The sequence below is a fragment of the Acinetobacter sp. 231_lipA genome, from assembly GCF_058243005.1.
In genome coordinates this window covers 3484431-3502943 of record NZ_JBZAYU010000001.1, presented here as the reverse complement: position 1 = coordinate 3502943, position 18513 = coordinate 3484431, and the positions used below count along the sequence as shown (strand labels likewise).

The 18513-nt window shown below is 41.2% G+C and carries 19 protein-coding genes; 13 read left to right on the top strand and 6 right to left on the bottom strand.

From position 1 onward, the window contains the following. Positions 1-226: 226 nt before the first annotated feature. Positions 227-685: a DUF441 domain-containing protein gene (locus AC4CUX_RS17245; RefSeq protein WP_004696797.1), complete on the bottom strand. Its 459-nt coding sequence runs from the start codon at positions 683-685 to the stop codon at positions 227-229. Between the two features lie 135 nt (positions 686-820). On the opposite strand from AC4CUX_RS17245, the gene AC4CUX_RS17240 reads away from it, so the two are divergent. Further along, positions 821-1555: a pseudouridine synthase gene (locus tag AC4CUX_RS17240; RefSeq protein ID WP_005401137.1), complete on the top strand. Its 735-nt coding sequence runs from the start codon at positions 821-823 to the stop codon at positions 1553-1555. 10 nt (positions 1556-1565) lie between these two features. On the opposite strand, the gene AC4CUX_RS17235 is transcribed toward AC4CUX_RS17240, so the two are convergent. From AC4CUX_RS17235 to AC4CUX_RS17225, 3 genes are all read right to left on the bottom strand, one after another. Beyond that, on the bottom strand, positions 1566-2006 hold the full coding sequence (locus AC4CUX_RS17235; RefSeq protein ID WP_004696801.1) for a GNAT family N-acetyltransferase: 441 nt from the start codon (positions 2004-2006) through the stop codon (positions 1566-1568). Between the two features lie 93 nt (positions 2007-2099). Next, a complete protein-coding gene (locus tag AC4CUX_RS17230) occupies positions 2100-2435 on the bottom strand; it encodes a type II toxin-antitoxin system RelB/DinJ family antitoxin (protein ID WP_005401138.1) in 336 nt (111 codons plus the stop codon). Between the two features lie 112 nt (positions 2436-2547). Continuing rightward, a complete protein-coding gene (locus tag AC4CUX_RS17225) occupies positions 2548-3462 on the bottom strand; it encodes a pseudouridine synthase (RefSeq protein WP_005401139.1) in 915 nt (304 codons plus the stop codon). 121 nt (positions 3463-3583) lie between these two features. On the opposite strand from AC4CUX_RS17225, the gene tsaE reads away from it, so the two are divergent. The 4 genes from tsaE to hfq all read left to right on the top strand — a co-directional run bounded on the left by tsaE (position 3584) and on the right by hfq (position 7553). Then, positions 3584-4060: a tRNA (adenosine(37)-N6)-threonylcarbamoyltransferase complex ATPase subunit type 1 TsaE gene (gene tsaE / locus AC4CUX_RS17220; RefSeq protein ID WP_010326867.1), complete on the top strand. Its 477-nt coding sequence runs from the start codon at positions 3584-3586 to the stop codon at positions 4058-4060. Further along, positions 4053-5993 (top strand): DNA mismatch repair endonuclease MutL, encoded by a 1941-nt coding sequence (gene mutL / locus AC4CUX_RS17215; RefSeq protein WP_005401141.1) that lies wholly within the window; start codon positions 4053-4055, stop codon positions 5991-5993. The genes tsaE and mutL overlap by 8 nt, the downstream gene beginning before the upstream one ends. 6 nt (positions 5994-5999) lie before the next feature. Further along, positions 6000-6944 carry a tRNA (adenosine(37)-N6)-dimethylallyltransferase MiaA gene (miaA, locus tag AC4CUX_RS17210; protein WP_201706557.1) on the top strand — a complete coding sequence of 315 codons (945 nt, stop codon included), beginning with the start codon at positions 6000-6002 and terminating at the stop codon, positions 6942-6944. A gap of 93 nt (positions 6945-7037) precedes the next feature. Further along, positions 7038-7553 carry an RNA chaperone Hfq gene (gene hfq, locus AC4CUX_RS17205; protein ID WP_058869749.1) on the top strand — a complete coding sequence of 172 codons (516 nt, stop codon included), beginning with the start codon at positions 7038-7040 and terminating at the stop codon, positions 7551-7553. Positions 7554-7669: 116 nt separating this feature from the next. Here hfq and AC4CUX_RS17200 read toward each other — a convergent pair whose 3' ends face one another. Further along, positions 7670-8974: a peptidylprolyl isomerase gene (locus AC4CUX_RS17200; protein ID WP_039890432.1), complete on the bottom strand. Its 1305-nt coding sequence runs from the start codon at positions 8972-8974 to the stop codon at positions 7670-7672. Continuing rightward, complete coding sequence (locus AC4CUX_RS17195; protein ID WP_005401145.1) at positions 8974-11433, bottom strand: LPS-assembly protein LptD; 2460 nt, start codon at positions 11431-11433, stop codon at positions 8974-8976. The genes AC4CUX_RS17200 and AC4CUX_RS17195 overlap by 1 nt, the downstream gene beginning before the upstream one ends. 121 nt (positions 11434-11554) lie before the next feature. Here AC4CUX_RS17195 and AC4CUX_RS17190 point away from each other — a divergent pair, with 121 nt between their 5' ends. The 8 genes from AC4CUX_RS17190 (at position 11555) to msbA (ending at position 18513) form a co-directional block, all read left to right on the top strand. Beyond that, complete coding sequence (locus tag AC4CUX_RS17190) at positions 11555-12571, top strand: aminoglycoside phosphotransferase family protein (RefSeq protein WP_005401146.1); 1017 nt, start codon at positions 11555-11557, stop codon at positions 12569-12571. Beyond that, positions 12568-13257, top strand: coding sequence for an N-acetylmuramate alpha-1-phosphate uridylyltransferase MurU (gene murU / locus AC4CUX_RS17185; protein ID WP_010326860.1), 690 nt, complete (start codon positions 12568-12570; stop codon positions 13255-13257). Before AC4CUX_RS17190 ends, murU begins: the two co-directional genes overlap by 4 nt. An 84-nt stretch (positions 13258-13341) precedes the next feature. Continuing rightward, a complete protein-coding gene (rsmG, locus tag AC4CUX_RS17180) occupies positions 13342-13974 on the top strand; it encodes a 16S rRNA (guanine(527)-N(7))-methyltransferase RsmG (RefSeq protein ID WP_004984861.1) in 633 nt (210 codons plus the stop codon). Between the two features lie 25 nt (positions 13975-13999). Next, on the top strand, positions 14000-14782 hold the full coding sequence (locus tag AC4CUX_RS17175; RefSeq protein ID WP_490792581.1) for a ParA family protein: 783 nt from the start codon (positions 14000-14002) through the stop codon (positions 14780-14782). Further along, positions 14779-15666, top strand: coding sequence for a ParB/RepB/Spo0J family partition protein (locus AC4CUX_RS17170; RefSeq protein WP_490792580.1), 888 nt, complete (start codon positions 14779-14781; stop codon positions 15664-15666). The genes AC4CUX_RS17175 and AC4CUX_RS17170 overlap by 4 nt, the downstream gene beginning before the upstream one ends. A gap of 35 nt (positions 15667-15701) precedes the next feature. After that, positions 15702-16355 carry a MotA/TolQ/ExbB proton channel family protein gene (locus tag AC4CUX_RS17165; protein WP_005401149.1) on the top strand — a complete coding sequence of 218 codons (654 nt, stop codon included), beginning with the start codon at positions 15702-15704 and terminating at the stop codon, positions 16353-16355. Positions 16356-16363: 8 nt separating this feature from the next. Continuing rightward, a complete protein-coding gene (locus tag AC4CUX_RS17160; RefSeq protein WP_004696832.1) occupies positions 16364-16786 on the top strand; it encodes an ExbD/TolR family protein in 423 nt (140 codons plus the stop codon). Continuing rightward, complete coding sequence (gene msbA, locus AC4CUX_RS17155; protein WP_005401150.1) at positions 16786-18513, top strand: lipid A export permease/ATP-binding protein MsbA; 1728 nt, start codon at positions 16786-16788, stop codon at positions 18511-18513. The genes AC4CUX_RS17160 and msbA overlap by 1 nt, the downstream gene beginning before the upstream one ends.

Sequence of the window (18513 nt, the reverse complement as noted above, 5' to 3'; positions counted from 1 at the left end):
AGTATTATACGTTCTTTATCACATTAAAATTTGGTTGTTCAAAAAAGTTATAAGTGAACTAAGCAAGCGTATATTCATATGAACTCTGAAGGTTCTACACGATGAATATTTATTCATAGCGCTATATTGAGTGGACTTTCTATAAAAAGAAGTCAAATTTAAAGGCAGCAAATACAGATCAATCCAGCCTAGCTTGAGAATTTGGATTTTTTTTGTATTCGCTAGGCTAGGGCTGTCCTGTACCAATGATTAGGGTAAGTAACCCAGCCGCAATGAGTGGGCCGACTGGAACGCCACGTAGTAAAGCCACTCCTGCAACGGTTCCGACTAGTAAGCCTGCAACAACATCGGGTTGGTTTGACATCAGTTTTACGCCGCGCCCGCCTAGCCATGCAACCAAAACACCAATGGCGATGGCAAGTAATGATTTGACACTTAAAAAAGATTTAAAAATACTTTCACCACTAATTCTACCACTTGCAATCGGCACTAAAACTGCAATGGTTAAAATGATGATCCCGATATTTAATCCATGTTGTTGGATGAGTGGGAAGTATTCACTCAGTGGTGTCATCCGCAAAATAATGAGTACTGCAGCAGCAATGGTTACCGCAGAGTTGTGACTGAAAATACCACAAGCCAGCAGGATCAAGAGGACGATCAGATTCAAATCTAAGTTCGGCATAGGGGAGAGACTGGTCAAAAAAACATGTGCATTGTAACGTTTTTTTAGCCACTTTGCCGAATGATCCAAGTACTTTGATTGATGTTCCTGTATTTCAGTATAAAATGAGCCTTTATTTAAAAATGTGGTGTGCTGATGCTGTTGGAAAAAATGTTGCAGTCGCAAGGATTTGGTTCGCGAAAGCATTGCCAACAGTTGATTAAAAATGCAGCCATTGAAATTGATGGGCAGATCATTACTGACCCTAAATATAAACTCAAATTGGATGCTTTGAACTACAAGGTACATGGCAAGAGCTTTGAATACCGCGAAAAAGTCTATATCGCCTTAAATAAACCTCAAGGCTATGAATGCTCACATCAGGCGACACATCATTTTAGTGTTTTTGATTTGTTTGACGATGTGCTCTTGAATCGTGGCATTCAGTGTGTAGGTCGTCTAGATCAAGACACCACAGGTTTATTGTTACTCACCGACGATGGTCAGTTTTTACAAGCATTGACACATCCTAAAAAGCATGTGGCAAAAGTGTATCGGATGAAAACTGCCGACCCTGTTACAGATGAACAGGTCCAACAGTTGGAGCAAGGGGTGGAGCTGCGAAATGAAAAAGGGAGCTTTGCTGCAACGGATGTAAAACGCTTAGCTGAATGCGAACTGCAAATGACCGTGCATCAAGGGGTATATCATCAAGTGAAACGTATGCTTGCGGCAGTGGGAAATAAAGTTGAGAGCTTGCATCGTCAGCAAATTGGAGCGCTCGACTTAACGGGGATACCAGATTTAGTCGAAGGGCATTGGATCTATTTAAATGCAGAACAAGTGGCTTTAGCCAAGACACGCAATGATCTTGAGAGTGAAGGTCTTTAGACGCTGAATGCTATAGAAAGCAATGATAGGTCTTAAATTCATTATCCGCTACAAAGCCCATTGCTTCATATAAGCTGTGGGATTGATAATTATTTTTTTGCGTTTCAAGCGTAATACGAATGGCTTTTTCGTGTCGCGCAAACAAAATCGCGGTATCAATCAATTGTTTTGCTGAGCCATGGCGACGATGCGGTGGAGAAACATAAACATCATCTAAAATATAATAAGTTGCACAGGCCACAGAAGAAAAGCCTAAATACAGCAGCACAAAACCTGTAATCACATCGTCTTTGACATGAATGAAGATGACGCTTTGTTCGTTTTCAAGGCGAAGTTTAAGGAACTTTTGGGAAAGCGCTAAGTTGGAAGATGCACCATAAAATTGGCGATATTCATCAAATAATACAGCAAGTTTTTCTAAGTCTTCTAAAGTGGCACGTCTAACGATCATGTATTACTCCATGCTGTATTTATAATATTTACATGAAGCATACCTAAGTTTTGAAAGGGATATTTCTAAAATTTGTTTAGAAATGCAACACTGTTAAGTTTTGTCACTTTCTCCCAAGATTGCCGCTAATTCTTCAAAAAGATCACTATGTTCATCGTCTGCAAATAAATCATTGGTTGCAGTTGAGTCTGCGCTGGTGATGTGATCAACCGCTTTTTGTTCTTGCTTGAGCTTACGTAGCTTAATCAGCTGTTCAAGATTGATGTTCTGGTTTTCAATTGAGAATGGGATGGATTTGGTTAAAACCACTTGTCTGAAGAACAAACGAACGGCTTGCGCAGGCGTAATTCCCAGTTGTTTAAACACTGCAAAAGCTTGTTTCTTTTCTTGGGAATCGAGTCGAATTTGATAGACTTCTGTTTTTCTCATGATTTTTTAAATAATTTGAACGACTTAAGGGTAGAAGTTATTTTAATCAATTCCATTGTAATTTCAATATTCATACAATGGAATTTTAAATTATTTTGTAATGACAAGCAGATTACAATGTCAATTCAGAATTGGAGCTAAACTGCATAAGCTGTTGAGTTACTGGATCTTTAAATGAAAGATGCTTAGCTAATAGCTGTAAAGGCTGACTAAAATCATAGTCGGCTTTATGTACAACTTTAGGATAGAACGGATCATTTTTAATCGGAAGACCTAAGAAGTTGAGGTGTACACGGAGTTGATGTTGCTTCCCTGTCTCGGGTTTAAGCTCATATTTTGCCCATGTTTCATCATGTTCTAAAAGCAAGATCTCAGTTTCACTGTTCGGTGCTTCGTCTAGGACTTGCATGGTGTAGAACGGTTCACCTTTTTGCATATGTAGTTTTACTATGCGTGGAAATTTGAGTTCGCGGTTAAAAGGTGCAATCGCATGATAGGTTTTTTGAACCTGTCGCTCTGCAAACATTTGCTGATACATCCCTCGACTGTGAATGCATTTGGAAAACATCACTAAGCCAGCGGTTTCACGGTCAAGGCGGTGGATGGGCGTTAAATGCTCAATGCCTGTTTGTTTTTTCAGGCGCACCAATAGGGTTTGTTGAACATATTGCCCCGTTGGACTGATGGTCAAAAAGTGCGGCTTATCCACCACTAAGAAATGATCATTTTCAAATAAAATCTCATGCTGAGATGGCACTTCAATTTCGTGCGCTAAAAAGCGGTAATAAAACACATGCTGATTTTCAAGATATGCCGAATCTGTATGGAGTACATTACCTACAGCGTCATAGACCAAACCATCATGAAAACGTTGCTGCCACTCAGTTGCTTCAATATGCGGAAATTGGTCAGATAAATAAGCCAATACGGTGTGTGGTGCTGGCTTTAATTTAGGCAGAAACACTTTACTTGCGCTCACGCCATTGAGCATGGGAGGGCAAAATTCAGCAGGTTTTATGGTGAACATGATGTGCAGGCAATATCTAATCGGTTGGTGCAGTTAAATACGAGATTTCAAGCTTGTGGCTTGGGCATTTTGTGAGTCCAGTGCTATCATAATTGTTCTTTTGTCACTTGTCGTGAGTATTATGCAGTATTCATTTAATTTAACGCTCAATAATGAACAAGATACCCAAAATTTAGCACAAATTTTGGCACAGCATTTTACGACGGGTGTGGTGTATTTAATTGGGGATTTGGGTGCGGGCAAAACTACGCTAACACGCCATTATTTACAGTATTTAGGTCATCAAGGTTCCGTGAAAAGCCCAACCTATACCTTGGTTGAACCGTACCAAGTTCAAGAGCGTGATATTTTTCATTTTGACTTGTATCGTTTAAACGATCCGTATGAACTGGAGCTAATGGGCATTCGTGACTATTTGGAAACGCCCAATGCATTGTTTTTGTTTGAATGGCCGTCTAAAGGGGGCAATGAAATCCCTCAGGCAGACATAATTATTGATATTCAAAAATCTGAAGATGAACTGACACGGTCTGCTACCTTAAGTTTCCATTCAGTAGCATTATTACAAGCTTTAGAGAGCCAATTAAACAATGCATGATGATTTAAAGATACGCCGTATTCATACTTTGAATCCTGCTTTAGCCAACCAAATTGCAGCAGGTGAAGTCATTGAGCGTCCAGCGTCTGTGGTCAAAGAGTTACTTGAAAACTCGATTGATGCAGGTGCGACAGAGCTGATTATTCGGGTAGAGCAAGGCGGCAGTACTTTAATTGAAATCATGGACAATGGTCGAGGGATTCACGCTGAAGATCTCCCTTTGGCGGTGATGCGACATGCGACCAGTAAAATCCAAACCGCTGAAGATTTACATGCAATTGTCAGTTTAGGCTTTCGTGGAGAGGCTTTGGCTTCTATTGCAGCGGTTTCGCGTTTAACCTTGACCAGTAGTCAGGTGGATGATGGAATTGGCTATCAAGTTGAAGTCAATGGAACTGCATTTGATCGTCAAGAGATTCAGGCTGTAGCTGCGCCTAAAGGTACGCATATTCGGGTACAAGATTTATTTTTTAATGTGCCTGCACGTCGAAAATTCCTCAAAAAACCTGGCACAGAGTTTGGTCATATTGAGGAAATCGTCCGACGTTTAGCGCTGACGCATTTCGATATTCGTTTTGTGCTTGAACATAATCAAAGCATCAAATTGAATTTGCCGATTGCAGATAGTGGTGAGCTACGTTTTCAGCGCGTACAGCAGTTGCTAGGGCGTGCATTTACTGAAAATGCTTATTGGATGGATGCAGATAGCATCAACATGCGTTTAACAGGTTGGTTGGGACATCCCTCGGATGCGCGGGCTCAGGCTGACTTACAGTATGTTTATGTGAATGGTCGAATTGTTAAAGATAAAACCATCTCTCATGCGCTGCGTATGGCTTATGATGGTATTTTGCATGGACATCAGCATGCGGGTTATTTGCTTTTTCTGGAAGTAGACCCTGAAAATATTGATGTCAATGTACATCCGACCAAACATGAAATTCGCTTTTTGAATCAACGTGAAGTACATGAATTTGTACGTCACTATGCCAAAGAGACTTTATCGCAGTTTCAAACGGCAACCGCAGATTTATCTGATGCAATGAAGATTGCAGAGAATCAAGCTTCGATGTCTGTGCAGCCTCGTTATCAAGAGCCTTTGCAGTTGCATCGTCGTGTTGAGTCTGCACAAACTGGTGAGCAAGCCCCATCGGATGTGCTCACTGACTTTAGTTCAAGTCAACCACAAGGTGTCCATTATTCGGCGCAACCTTCACGCTATCAGGGCTCACAACAGCTCAATAATGCCTTGCAAAGCTATTTAGCACCTCTGCGTGATGCTTCATCTGCTGTTGATCAAGCTCAGTCTTTGGCTGATTTTACAGTGCAAAGCACTAAAGTCGATGAGCATCCGTTGGGAATTGCCATTGCACAATTGCATGGTATTTATGTGCTGGCTCAAAATACAGAAGGGCTGATTATTGTTGATATGCATGCAGCGCATGAGCGTATTTTGCTACAGCAAATGAAGTCAGCGTGGGATAAACCAGAGTTTTGGACTTCTCAGCAGTTACTTATTCCCAAAGTGATTAATATCACGCGAATGCAAGCGATACGAGTGGAAGAGCTCAAAGATCAATTGGCGCGTTTAGGTCTTGAAATTGATCAATATGGCGATGAGCAGGTCATTGTTCGTGGTGTGCCTGCGATTTTACATAAAGCCAATTTTGAGGCGCTGGTACCTGAATTACTGAACGATTTAGATCCAAATGATGAAGCGCAGGGCTTACTGCAAAAGCGTGATCAAATTCTAGCGGGTATGGCCTGTCATGGTGCTGTTCGCGCCCATCGCATTTTGGGTCTTTCTGAAATGAATGCTTTGCTTCGTCAAATGGAACAAACTGAATTTGCCAGCCAATGTAACCATGGTCGCCCAACTTGGCGTGCGTTTCCATTGGCTCAACTAGATAAGCTTTTTGCTCGAGGAGAGTAGTTTTACATGTCAACTCAATTGCCGGTCATCAATTTAATGGGGCCAACTGCAAGTGGTAAAACTGCTTTGGCATGTCAGCTCTATGAGCAAGGAAATTTTGAACTGATATCTGTAGATTCAGCATTGGTTTTTAAGGATATGGATATTGGTACAGCAAAGCCGACTAAAGAAGAGTTGCTGCAATATCCACATCACCTTATCGATATTATTAGCCCATTAGAAGTCTATTCGGCTGCAAACTTTGTTGAAGATGCATGTGGTTTAATTGATGACATGCATGCGCGAGGTAAAACTCCGATTTTGGTGGGTGGGACTATGCTCTATTTCAAGGCACTTTTAGAAGGTCTTTCAAGCAATTTACCGAGCGCAGACTATGCTGTTCGTGCTGAAATAGAAGCAAAAGGTGAGAGTGAGGGTTGGTCTGCGGTCTATGCTGAATTATGCAGTATGGATCCACTGGCGGGCGAAAAATTTAAAGTGAGTGATAAACAACGGATTATTCGCGCTTTAGAAGTTTACAAATTGACAGGGCAGCCTATTACTAAACTTCAAGCTGAACAACCTAAAAACGTGCCTTATCGCTATAATTTTCATAATTATGCTTTGATGCCAGACCGTGCCGAATTGCACCAAAGAATTGCACAACGCTTGAAAATTATGTGGGACATCGGATTTTTGAATGAAGTGGAAGCACTTATGAAAAAATACGATTTAGACGAAAATTTACCCTCTATGCGCTCAGTTGGGTATCGACAAGCACTCGAATTTTTACAAAAAGGAGATAAAACTGTCGAAAAACAACGTGAAATGGAGGATAAAGCACTTTTTGCGACACGACAACTTGCCAAACGTCAATACACTTGGTTAAGATCTTTGCAAGAGGCACATAAATTTACAACGTATTCTACTATCACGCAGGCACAAGAAGACTTGCGAAACTGCTACGGATAAAGCAAAATTTAGCTACTATCTTTTTTATAATTTTTAATTGAAAAATAAAGATAGTTTTTTGCGCTGATTTTTAAATTTTTTTGGAGTTATAACATGTCTAAAGGTCAAACTTTGCAAGATCCGTTCTTAAATTCTCTCCGTAAAGAACGTATTCCTGTCTCTATCTTCCTTGTAAACGGTATTAAGTTACAAGGTCATATTGAATCTTTCGACCAATATGTTGTTTTATTAAAAAATACAGTAAGCCAAATGGTTTACAAGCATGCAATTTCTACAGTTGTTCCTGCACGTAACCCACGTCCTGCTGGTGCACCTGCTGGTGCTGGTCAACAAGGTAGCTTTGGCGGTCAACAAGGCGGCTTTGGCGGTCAACAAGGCGGCTTTGGCGGTCAACAAGGCGGTTTTGGTGGTCAACAAGGCGGTTTTGGTGGTCAACAAGGTGGCTTTGGTGGTCAAGGTGGCTTTGGTGGTCAAGGTGGTTTCGGTGGTCAAGGTGGCTTTGGCAGTCAAGGTGGCTTCGGCGGTCAAGGTGGCTTCGGCGGTCAATCGACTGGTTTTGATGGCGAATCAAAATTTGAAGACACTCAAGATGACGAAAATAATCGTTAATTGATTGTTTAAAAAAGCCTCTCACATGAGAGGCTTTTTTTATACCTAATTTTTAGTTTTCATCCAAGTGGAAAATAAAAGACCAGCATAAATGCTGGTCTTTTATGTGTTCAAACTTATGACTTATTATTCTTACGGTCTAAGTTTGGATCTTTGATTTCGACAAAAGCTCTGTTGCGTGTTTCACGTAACCAGCTATCAAGCTCTGCATCAAATTGACGCTCACCTAAAATTTGACGTGCCATACGTTCTTGATATTCAGCAGTCATGTCTTGTTGACGTGTTTCAGTCACTTGAAGAATATGCCAGCCAAATTGGGTTTGGAAAGGTTTACTGGTTTGACCTACCGGTGTATTTTTCATGGTTTCTTCAAACTGAGGAACCATCACACCTGGGCTGACCCAACCCAAGCTTCCGCCATCACGTGCTGAACCTGTGTCATTAGAGTAGGTGGAAGCTAAGACTGCAAAGTCTTCACCTTTTTGAACGCGGTTATACAGGCTTTCGATCATTTGTTTAGCATTTTCAGGGCTAACCACTTCAGACGGTTGGATCAAAATATGGCGTGCTTTGTATTGGGGCACAATCGCTTTTTGCTCAGCACCTTTGCGTTCAACTAACTTTAAAAGATGCACACCATCTCGTACTGTAATTAAATCTGTGATTTGTCCCACTTGGAGTGGACTCACACGTGCCGCAAGCTCGCTAGGGATGTCAGAAAGTGCTCTAAAGCCCATATCTGCACCTTCAACTTTAGTGCCAGCAGTACTGAACTTTTTAGCAATTGCAGCGACATCGTTGTCGTTTGCTAGAACAGTTTTGACTTGCTTCGCCACAGTGTCAGCATTGTCACCTGAAACACGCACATGTAGCACATGCACTTGGTTTCCAAGTGCTGCTTGACCTTGTGGTGTATTTAAGAAGTTTTTAACGTCTTGGTCTGAAATCTGGATACGAGAGGTAACGATTTGCTGGCGTAAACGATTGATGGCTAAATCTTCAGCAACGCGACTACGCAAAGAAGCATAGGTTCCGGGTGCCATTTTATCGAGCTTTTGTTGGAATGCTTCTAGGCTTGTGCTACCGGATTGTTTTGCAACATTTAAAACCGCTTCATTCAAGCTTTTTTCATCAGGTTGAATGTTGTAACGCTTCACTTGTTCAAGCTGAGTTTGACGAATAATCAGTTGCTCTAATGCTTGTTGTGCCAAATATTGCTCTGGTGGGACTTGTTTCTTTTGGCTCTCAAGTTGATGTTTGAGCTCAGTCATGCTTGCTTCTAAGTCACTCTTCAAAATGACACTGTTATCGACTACAGCAACAACTTCATCCGACGCATGTACAAAAGTTGGAATAGCGGTTGCGAGAGCTAAAGCCAAAGCACTCGCTTTAAAAAATTGTTTGAACTGTTTTGTCTTCATTAACGGTCTGTCCAAGTCTGATTAATATTGTTAAAGCCTAGAATACGATTTTCTAGTAATGATGAAAGTTTACTGTTGAGTCCGCCTAAGCCTTTAAGTGTAATTTCGGCCATAATTGCACGTTTAGGTTCTATACCTGCAGCATTGACGTCATCTAAGTCGTTATAGTACTCACGACCATAAACGGAGATCCCCCAACAGCAAGACTCGTAATTGACACCAAGGAGGTATTCACGAGCGACATTGTTGTCTAAGTCATATTGAGCGTGGCCCATAATACGCCAGTTGTTATGGATCGGTTGTACAAAAGATGCAACCACTTGGTCGTAATGTTCTTGGCGGTCTGCAATTTCTTTACGGTAGAAATAGCCAACGTTATAGAGGTTGCCTTTATCACCCGTAAAGTAAAGCTGTAAGTCACGTTGCGCATTATCGCCATTTGCCATCCATGCTGAGTTTGCACCGAGGGTAAAGTTTTGTGAGAGCTGGCTAGATACGCTGACAATCGGACCAGAGTGATTTTCTCTATCAAAGACATCTGCTGTTTGGTCAAGCGTTACGCGGCGGTCTTCGAAATAATAGCTTTGGCCCACACTGGCTTTTAAGCGCTCTAGACCCACCGTATCAAATAGGCTATAGCTTAAGCCCAGTGACAAGAAGTTATTGTCTTCTAGACGGTCATGGCCATAGAAGCGATTTGCACTAAACAACTGATCATAGTTAATCGATGCTGTTGCAGAGTCAAAGTTTGGTGCGCCATCTTGATTTTTATAGGGTGCATAGGCATAGAACATACGTGGACTTAACGTCTGTAAGAAAGTGCCTTCTTTTTCAAAAGTCAAACCTGCATCAAAAGTCACCTGTGGCACGACATAAGATTTGTCGTTCGATGAGCGGTTGGTGTTGTCAAACTCATTGATGGTATCTTGATCGTAGAATGTGTTCACATTGCGAATAGATACTTCAGGAATGGCGAAAGCCCACGGTGTACGGTAGTTGTAGCGTACAGAAAAGTCATTGTAGACACGGGTGCCGCTTGGTTCAAAGCTATCGTTGGTATCTCCGTCGATAGTCCCAAAGTCCTTTTTAAAATAAGCCGTATCGTTGTTGAACTCGTATTCTAAGCCTAGCGCATTACCCGCTTTATAGTTGAGTAAGAACTGTGGTAAACGTGCATATGGACGGTCAACGTAGGGTGTGGTTTCGTCTAGTGTTTGGAAGTCTTCAATTTTTAGTTGGGCCTTTAGACCAGGAATTCCATTTTTATAGTTCAACTCCCAAGCACGACGCAGGTTTAAGTCTGTCTTGGTGTTAGGGTTGTTGCTTAAGTCAGTAAAATAATCTTTGTCCGAAGCATAGTTATATTCAAGGTTGGTTGAGAACTGTTCATTGATTTGCCAGTTATGTAAAAAGTGCAAATCTTTACGGTCTTCATCGTCATATTTTCGGTCAGAAGCTAAGTAACCCCCCCAAATTTGACCTGAACCAAAGTTTTCGGTTAGATAGCGGAACTCACCCTCAAACATTGGGCCGCGGTCGCTGATATAGCGTGGCGTAACGGTCGCATCGTAGTTAGGTGCTAAGTTGAGATAAACAGGCACTGCAAGCTCGACACCACCATCATTGGTGAAGCCAAAACTTGGTGTCAAAATACCGGTAGTACGACGGTCATCAATCGGGAAGTTGAAATAAGGAACTGCGAGAACGGGTACATCTTTAACATAAAGTTTTGTGCCGCGTGTTTCACCACGGCCAGTTTCTTGATTTAACTTAATTTCGTCTGCTTGGATTTTCCATGTTGGCGATTGCTCTGGTGGGCAGGTGCTATAAGTTGCATTTTTTAGCGTGGTGGTCGTTTGTGACTCACGTAGGATTTGTTCAGCCCGCCCATGCGCATGTTGTTCTTCTGAAATATAGAAACTGTTTTTCAGATCGCCTTGTTGAGTTTTTAGGTTGTAATTGATTTGGTCGCTTTGCGCTAATAAACCACTTTGCGCCATTTGCACGCGTCCTTCAGCATTGGCAAAGGTCTGGGTTTGATCAATTGTAATTTTATCGGCACGAATTTGACGACCTTCTTGATCAATCAGAACATTACCTTCAAGAACAGAGTCACCTTGTGGGTTGTAGTGACCATAGTCCGCTGTAATGGTGGATGTCGCATTGGCTGCGTCAGCGGCTTTGGTTTCAGGGCTTACAGGGGTTAGCCATGTGCCTTGGCAATACGCGGAACTTAAGTAACGTCCTTGGCGCTGTTGAGCTTCAGGAGATGACTTATCGACATAGTATTGTTCGAAGAACTTTTGCCCAGGATAGCTTTCTTGTAGTGCTTGTTTTAGCGATTGTTGTTCATCTGAAATAGACGAGGTTGGTGTTGCAGCATAGCTTGTGATTGAGCTACCACAAAGAAGGGTAAATATCGCAGTCGCTAAAGGATTAAATTTAAACTGATACTTCATGTGTCTCATTTACCAAGTATGCTTAAAACGCAATTAATTATTGTCGCATCATAGAGAAAAAGTTGATAAGTGGCTACACTTAGCACTTTAAAAACTCAGCCTGTATTAGAATTTATCGCAAATGAATACACAACGTGAACAATTGATACAAACATGGATTTCATCTGTACTTGGTTCAGATCAATTTGAAATTAACTTTTTAGCAGGCGATGCAAGTTTCCGTCGTTATGCACGAATCAAGTTGAATAATAAAACATTTATGCTGATGGATGCACCACCAGAAAAAGAAGATTGTGTGCCTTTTGTGACGATTGATGAATTTTTTGATACGAACGGTGTTCGTGTACCACATATTGTGGCGAAAGATTTGGAGCAAGGCTTCTTATTGCTTGAAGATTTTGGTGATGTGCTACTGTCTACACAGCTCGATGACAAGACTGTTGATGCACATTATGAGCAAAGTTTTAAGCAGTTGATTCAATTGCAATCTATTGATGGTGAAGGTCATTTCCCAGCTTATTCTTATGAAAAGTTAATGACCGAAATGTCGCTATTGACAGATTGGTTATTGCCAAGTTTACAGATTCAACCTTCTGATGATGAGTCTGCGCTGATTAAACGTACATTTGCAATTTTAGCCAATGCTGCTTTGGCTCAGCCTCAAGTGATTGTACATCGTGATTTCCATAGTCGTAATCTCATGCTTTTGGCAGATGAGCAAGAGCAGGGGGTGATTGACTTTCAGGATGCTGTGATTGGTGCAGATACTTATGATCTGATCTCAATTACTCGTGATGCGTATGTACAATGGAGTCCTGAGCGCGTTTATCATTGGTTTAAAGTGTTTTATGAGCTATTGCCAGCTTCTGCCAAAGAAGGGCGTGACTTTGAACAGTTTAAGCAAGATGCTGATCTGATGGCGATACAACGTCATATTAAAATTTTAGGTATTTTTGTGCGTTTATTTGAACGTGACGGTAAATCAGGCTATCTCAAAGATTTGCCACGTGTGATGTGGTATTTACTCGAAGAAAGCAAACCATATGCAGAACTACAACCTTTCATGCAATTTATTTGCGATAAAGTGATGCCGAAATTTGAAGCAAAATATGGCAAATATGAGGTTGTTGCAGCATGAAAGCAATGATTTTGGCCGCGGGGCTTGGAAACCGTATGCGTCCTTTAACATTATATAAACCGAAACCTCTGCTTGAAGTTGGTGGCAAACCACTGATCGTTTGGCATATTGAAAAACTCAAGCAAATTGGGGTCACAGAAATTGTGATCAATTCTGCATGGTTGGCCGATGTCTTGATTGGTGCACTTGGCGATGGTTCGCAGTTTGGAGTGACTATTCGTTGGACGCGTGAAGAAGAGGGGCTTGAAACAGCGGGTGGTATTATCAATGCTCTACCACTGTTGGGGACAGAACCGTTTATTTTAGTGAATGGCGATGTTTGGACCACTTTTGATTTTGCATCTTTACTTGATGTGCAATTGGACGCCGATTTTGCGCATCTCGTATTTGTACCCAACCCGACACAACATCCCAAAGGCGACTTTATCTTAAATCAAGGGCGTGCTTATACCTTTGAACAAGAGCAGTCAGGCGAAGCACTGACTTATAGTGGTGTTGCAGTTATACATCCACAGATGTTTAAGGGATTGGAAGCAGGTAAGCGTCCGTTGGCTCCATTGCTAAAAGAAGCGATGTCTGCTGGAAAAATTTCTGCCGAGAAAATGCAAGCCGCATGGGTGGATGTTGGCACACCTGAGCGATTAAGTGATCTAGATCTACAGATTCGTCAAGGTATGTACGTTTAAGTGCATAATCACTAAGCGTTAGCTACTGTTCCACGGCTGAGAAATCGGTATACTTCAGTTTAATTTTATTGAGATGTCTTCTTTATGCATCCATTTTTTCAAGACTTAAAGCAAGGTAGTCAAAAGCTTGGCTTAGATTTGAGTGAAGAAGCATTAAATTTATTGCTGAAGTATCAAGACGCACTTGTGCTGTGGAACAAAGCTTACAATTTAACAGCGATTCGCGATCCTAAAGAAATGCTGGTGAAGCATTTATTAGATAGTTTAAGTATTTTAAAAGATTTGCCGAAAGGTCGTTTGCTGGATATTGGTACGGGCGGTGGTATGCCGGGCATGATTATTGCTCTATGCCAACCTGAGCGCCAATGTGTTTTGCTCGATTCCAATGGTAAAAAAATTCGTTTTTTAAAGCAGTTTATTGCAGATCTAAAATTAACCAATGTAATTGCAGTTCAAACGCGTGTTGAAAATGAAGATAGCATCCATGATTTGGGTCAGTTTGATGTGATTACCAGTCGTGCATTTGCTTCTTTAACCGATTTTATCAATGCATCGAAGCCTTATATGCACCAAGACAGCATTATTGCGTCGATGAAAGGCTTGGTTCCGCATGACGAAGTTGAAGCATTCAAAAACGAATTTAGTTGTGACATTATTGCGTTAAAAGTTCCACGTTTGGACGAACAACGACACTTACTTTTATTAAAACGTATCTAAAAAAATTCAAAGGATTGGGCGGGTCATGGCACAAATTATTGCGATTGCGAACCAAAAAGGTGGTGTAGGTAAAACCACAACCGCAGTAAATTTGGCTGCATCTTTAGCAGTACTTAAAAAGCTTGTTTTATTGGTCGATATGGACTCGCAAGGCAATGCGACCATGGGTTCAGGCATTCAAAAAAATGACCTACTGTATTCAGTGACCGATGTTTTACTGGGTGAAGTGCCTATAGAGACTGCGATTACCAAGGCGGAAGTGGGTTATAAGGTCTTGGGTGCAAACCGTGATTTGGCGGGAGTTGAACTTGCGATTGCTGAGCAAGAAGGGCGTGAATTTATTCTGCGTGACGCATTGCAAGAAATTGAACAAACATATGACTACATCATTGTGGACTGTGCGCCCAGCTTAAGCTTGATCACAGTTAATGCACTAGCAGCGGTGGATGGTGTGATGATTCCAATGCAGTGTGAATACTATGCTTTGGAAGGCTTGGCAGATTTAACACAGACCATTGATCGCATTCAACAAGCATTGAATCCTGAGTTAAAAATTATTGGTGTTCTACGCACCATGTATGATGCACGTAATGCACTGACACGTGATGTGTCTGAAGAATTAGAACAATACTTTGGCAAAAAACTCTATGACACGGTCATTCCACGTAATGTGCGTCTAGCTGAAGCACCTGCGCATGGTTTGCCTGTGATTTATTTTGAAAAAAGCTCGAAGGGCGCAGTTGCTTATTTACATTTAGCAGCTGAAATGATTAAGAAAAGCAAAGTGAAAAAAGGAAGTAACGCATGACCGTTAAGAAACGTGGACTAGCAAAAGGTCGTGGTTTAGATGCCTTACTCGGTTCCATTCAAAAAGAGAAATTACAACTTGAAGCACAAGCTCTTGATCACGGTCAGCTAAAACAAATTGATGTGCATTTATTGCAGCGTGGTGAATATCAGCCACGTCGTTTTATTAATGAGCAAGACTTACAAGAGTTAGCAGCATCGATTGAAAAACATGGTGTGATGCAGCCGATTGTGATTCGTCCAATTGATAATGAAAAGCATCCCTATGAAATTATTGCGGGTGAGCGTCGCTGGCGTGCGGCTCAACTTGCTGGCTTAACGCAAGTCCCAGCCATTGTTCGTGATTTAACAGACCAAGTTGCAATTGCACTGGCGTTGATTGAGAACATCCAACGTCAAAACCTTAATCCGATTGATCAAGCGATGGCATTACAACGTTTTCATGAAGAGTTTGGTTTAAGTCATCAAGAAATTGCGGATACGGTAGGTAAAGCGCGTACCACAGTCAGTAATTTGCTGCGTTTATTAAGTCTAGCTGAGCAAGTTAAAGACTTTATGCAGCAGGGGTTATTGGATATGGGACATGCTCGTGCCATTTTGACTTTGAAAGGGAAAGATCAACTGAAAGTCGCAGAATTGGTGATAGAGAAAAGTTTATCCGTTCGCCAAACTGAACAATATGTTCGTGATCTCAATGCGCCGAAACAAGAAAAATCGAAAACGGAAATTGCACCAGATCTTCAACAATTGACACAGCGCTTAACAGATCGTTTTAGTGCAAATGTCAAAATTGATCATAATAAACAAGGGAAAGGCAAGCTCACGATTCATTATCATTCACTAGATGAGTTGGATGGTATTTTGAATATTTGCTTAGCTGAATAATTTTATTTTCTATTTTAAATACTTGGGGAAGTGTTATGTGGGAATTGGTAAAAGCAGGTGGGTGGCTTATGCTGCCCCTTGTACTCTGTTCGATCTTTACTGTTGCGATTAGCTTAGAGCGTTTTATTCGCTTAAAGAAATCCGCTATTTTACCGAAAGATTTGCTATTAAACCCAGCGCAAAGCGTACAAATGGTTTTGCCTAAACTTAAACAAAATCAGGATTTACAGGCAACGACATTGGGTCGTATTTTGGAAGCTGGTTACCAAAGTAAGGCACAAGGTGAACAGTTTGCACGTGCGCAGATGGAAGCAACAGCTTCTCAAGAAATTGGTTATCTTGAAAAAAATATCAATTTTTTAGGAACATTGAGCGCTGTCGCGCCTCTTTTAGGATTGTTGGGGACTGTATTAGGTATTATCGAGTCATTTTTAATGATTGATATTGGGAATAGTAGTAATCCAACACTGATGATTCCAGGGATTTCTAAAGCACTGATTACAACTGCAGCAGGAATGTTCATTGCGATTCCTGCATTATTTGCTTATCGTTATTTTCAGCGTTTGGTTCAAGAGTACGTTGCTGAATTAGAGCAGCAATCGACTTTGTTTCATGCGGCTTTATTTTATAAGAAAACAGAAACTGTGCTTGAAAACCACGATGATGTTGTTGTGAAACAAGCGAGCTAAGGTGAAGTATGAAATTCAAACGCTCGCAAGTTGAAGATGTTCATATTAACCTTACACCAATGATTGATTGCTTATTATTTATTTTGGTGTTTTTATTGCTGACCACTACATTCAATCAATTTAGTCGTATGAATTTAACCTTGCCTGATGCGCAAGGGGTTCCGCCGAAAACATTTGATCATAAAATCGAAGTGGTGGTAGATTCCACAGGGCATTATTCAATTAATGGTCAGTCTATCGCATCGAAAGATGTTTCAGAATTAAATACCGCAATTAAACAGATTTCCAATGACCGTCGTGATCTAATGTTTGTGATTGCTGCGGATGCAAAAGCAACCCATCAGGATGTGATCCGTGTGATGGATGTGGCCGGTCAGTTGGGATTTGTAAATATCAATATTAGTACCAAAGTGCCTTCTCGAGGTTATTAGTGAAACACGATTTTAAAGTTTATCTACGTCTACTGAGCTATTTAAAACCTTATTGGGGCGTAGCAATTCTTGTGGTGGTCGGTTTTGCTATAAATGCCGCGACAGAGGTTTCTGTTGCTAAATTACTTGAAAAAATTATTGAAGCTATTCAACACCGTGATCAAGGTTTTACAACCTTGTTCCCAATTTTGGTTGTTGTGGTAATGTTTTTCCGTGGGCTGGGTTTGTTCATGGGGGGGTATTTTACGGCTGTCATTTCTAGAAACCTGGTCTTTAATATTCGCCAAGAAGTTTTTGCAAAATTATTGCGTCTTCCTGCACAGTATTATCTGGATAATAACAGTGGTCATATCACTGCGAAGATCATGTTTAATGTGGAGCAGCTTACCGCTGCATCTTCAGAATCATTAAAAACTATTGTTCAACAAGGTCTAATCACCATTGCACTGTTGGGGTACCTGATTTATAGCAATTGGCGTCTGACCTTGTGTATTTTGATTTTTGCACCGTTGATTGGTTTACTTATCCGTAAAGCGGCAAAGCGCATGCGTAAGCTTTCTATTCAAGTCCAAGATACCATGGGTGATGTCAATCACGTGGTACAAGAGACGGTCAATGGTCACTTGGTGGTAAAAGGTTTTGGTGGACAGGCTTATGAACAACAACGCTTTAGAGATACATCTTTAGAGAATTTACGTCGTGGCCTGAAAATGGTGGTTGTGCAGCAGCTGAACAGTCCTGTTGTCCAATTAATCATGTCCATTGCTTTGAGCATCGTCATGTGGATCGCACTACGCCCAGAGATTTTACAGGATACGAGTGCAGGTCAATTTGTGGCTTACATTACTGCAGCGGGTATGTTGAGTAAGCCAATTAAAGCGTTGACTGACGTGAATGAAAAGATTCAACGGGGTATGGCTGCAGCACATTCAGTTTTTGAAATTTTAGATTTACCAGAAGAAAAAAATACTGGGGCTTTAACTCCTGTACTGAAAGGTAATATTGACTTTAAACATGTGAATCTGGTTTATACCGATGGCCATCACGCATTGCATGATTTTAATCTGAGTGTAAAAGAAGGTGAAACAGTCGCTTTAGTAGGGCGTTCTGGTGCTGGTAAAACATCTTTAGTGAATTTACTGGTGCGTTTTCAAGATACGACCTCTGGCCAAATTCTCTTTGATGGTGTTGATATTCATAATATTGAAATCAATAGCTTGCGTACTCAAGTGGCAATGGTTAATCAGCAAGTGGTTTTATTTAATCGCACTGTACGTGACAATATTGCGTATGGTCAGCTTGAAAATGCCTCGGATGAAGAGGTGATTGCAGCGGCAAAAGCAGCTTATGCACATGACTTCATTATGGCTTTACCACAAGGCTACAATACCAAGTTGGGTGCACAAGGTCTCAATTTATCGGGCGGTCAACGCCAACGTATAGCCATTGCTCGTGCGATTTTGAAAAATGCGCCTGTATTGATATTAGATGAAGCCACCAGCGCGCTTGATAATGAATCAGAGTACTTTATTCAGCGTGCATTCGATGCTGCAATGCGAGATCGGACCACGATCGTCATTGCACATCGTCTATCTACCATTGAGAATGCGGATCGTATTGTGGTGATGGACAGAGGGCGTATAGTAGAGCAAGGTACACATGCTGAACTTATTGCAAAGCAAGGTGCTTACTATCAGTTACATCAACGTAATTTTGAGGAAAACTAA

Bases quoted from the DNA above. Each gene is read 5' to 3' on its own strand.
- AC4CUX_RS17245 (WP_004696797.1), bottom strand. From the start codon at position 685: ATGCCGAACTTAGATTTGAATCTGATCGTCCTCTTGATCCTGCTGGCT.
- AC4CUX_RS17240 (WP_005401137.1), top strand. From the start codon at position 821: ATGCTGTTGGAAAAAATGTTGCAGTCGCAAGGATTTGGTTCGCGAAAG.
- AC4CUX_RS17235 (WP_004696801.1), bottom strand. From the start codon at position 2,006: ATGATCGTTAGACGTGCCACTTTAGAAGACTTAGAAAAACTTGCTGTA.
- AC4CUX_RS17230 (WP_005401138.1), bottom strand. From the start codon at position 2,435: ATGAGAAAAACAGAAGTCTATCAAATTCGACTCGATTCCCAAGAAAAG.
- AC4CUX_RS17225 (WP_005401139.1), bottom strand. From the start codon at position 3,462: ATGTTCACCATAAAACCTGCTGAATTTTGCCCTCCCATGCTCAATGGC.
- tsaE (WP_010326867.1), top strand. From the start codon at position 3,584: ATGCAGTATTCATTTAATTTAACGCTCAATAATGAACAAGATACCCAA.
- mutL (WP_005401141.1), top strand. From the start codon at position 4,053: ATGCATGATGATTTAAAGATACGCCGTATTCATACTTTGAATCCTGCT.
- miaA (WP_201706557.1), top strand. From the start codon at position 6,000: ATGTCAACTCAATTGCCGGTCATCAATTTAATGGGGCCAACTGCAAGT.
- hfq (WP_058869749.1), top strand. From the start codon at position 7,038: ATGTCTAAAGGTCAAACTTTGCAAGATCCGTTCTTAAATTCTCTCCGT.
- AC4CUX_RS17200 (WP_039890432.1), bottom strand. From the start codon at position 8,974: ATGAAGACAAAACAGTTCAAACAATTTTTTAAAGCGAGTGCTTTGGCT.
- AC4CUX_RS17195 (WP_005401145.1), bottom strand. From the start codon at position 11,433: ATGAAGTATCAGTTTAAATTTAATCCTTTAGCGACTGCGATATTTACC.
- AC4CUX_RS17190 (WP_005401146.1), top strand. From the start codon at position 11,555: ATGAATACACAACGTGAACAATTGATACAAACATGGATTTCATCTGTA.
- murU (WP_010326860.1), top strand. From the start codon at position 12,568: ATGAAAGCAATGATTTTGGCCGCGGGGCTTGGAAACCGTATGCGTCCT.
- rsmG (WP_004984861.1), top strand. From the start codon at position 13,342: ATGCATCCATTTTTTCAAGACTTAAAGCAAGGTAGTCAAAAGCTTGGC.
- AC4CUX_RS17175 (WP_490792581.1), top strand. From the start codon at position 14,000: ATGGCACAAATTATTGCGATTGCGAACCAAAAAGGTGGTGTAGGTAAA.
- AC4CUX_RS17170 (WP_490792580.1), top strand. From the start codon at position 14,779: ATGACCGTTAAGAAACGTGGACTAGCAAAAGGTCGTGGTTTAGATGCC.
- AC4CUX_RS17165 (WP_005401149.1), top strand. From the start codon at position 15,702: ATGTGGGAATTGGTAAAAGCAGGTGGGTGGCTTATGCTGCCCCTTGTA.
- AC4CUX_RS17160 (WP_004696832.1), top strand. From the start codon at position 16,364: ATGAAATTCAAACGCTCGCAAGTTGAAGATGTTCATATTAACCTTACA.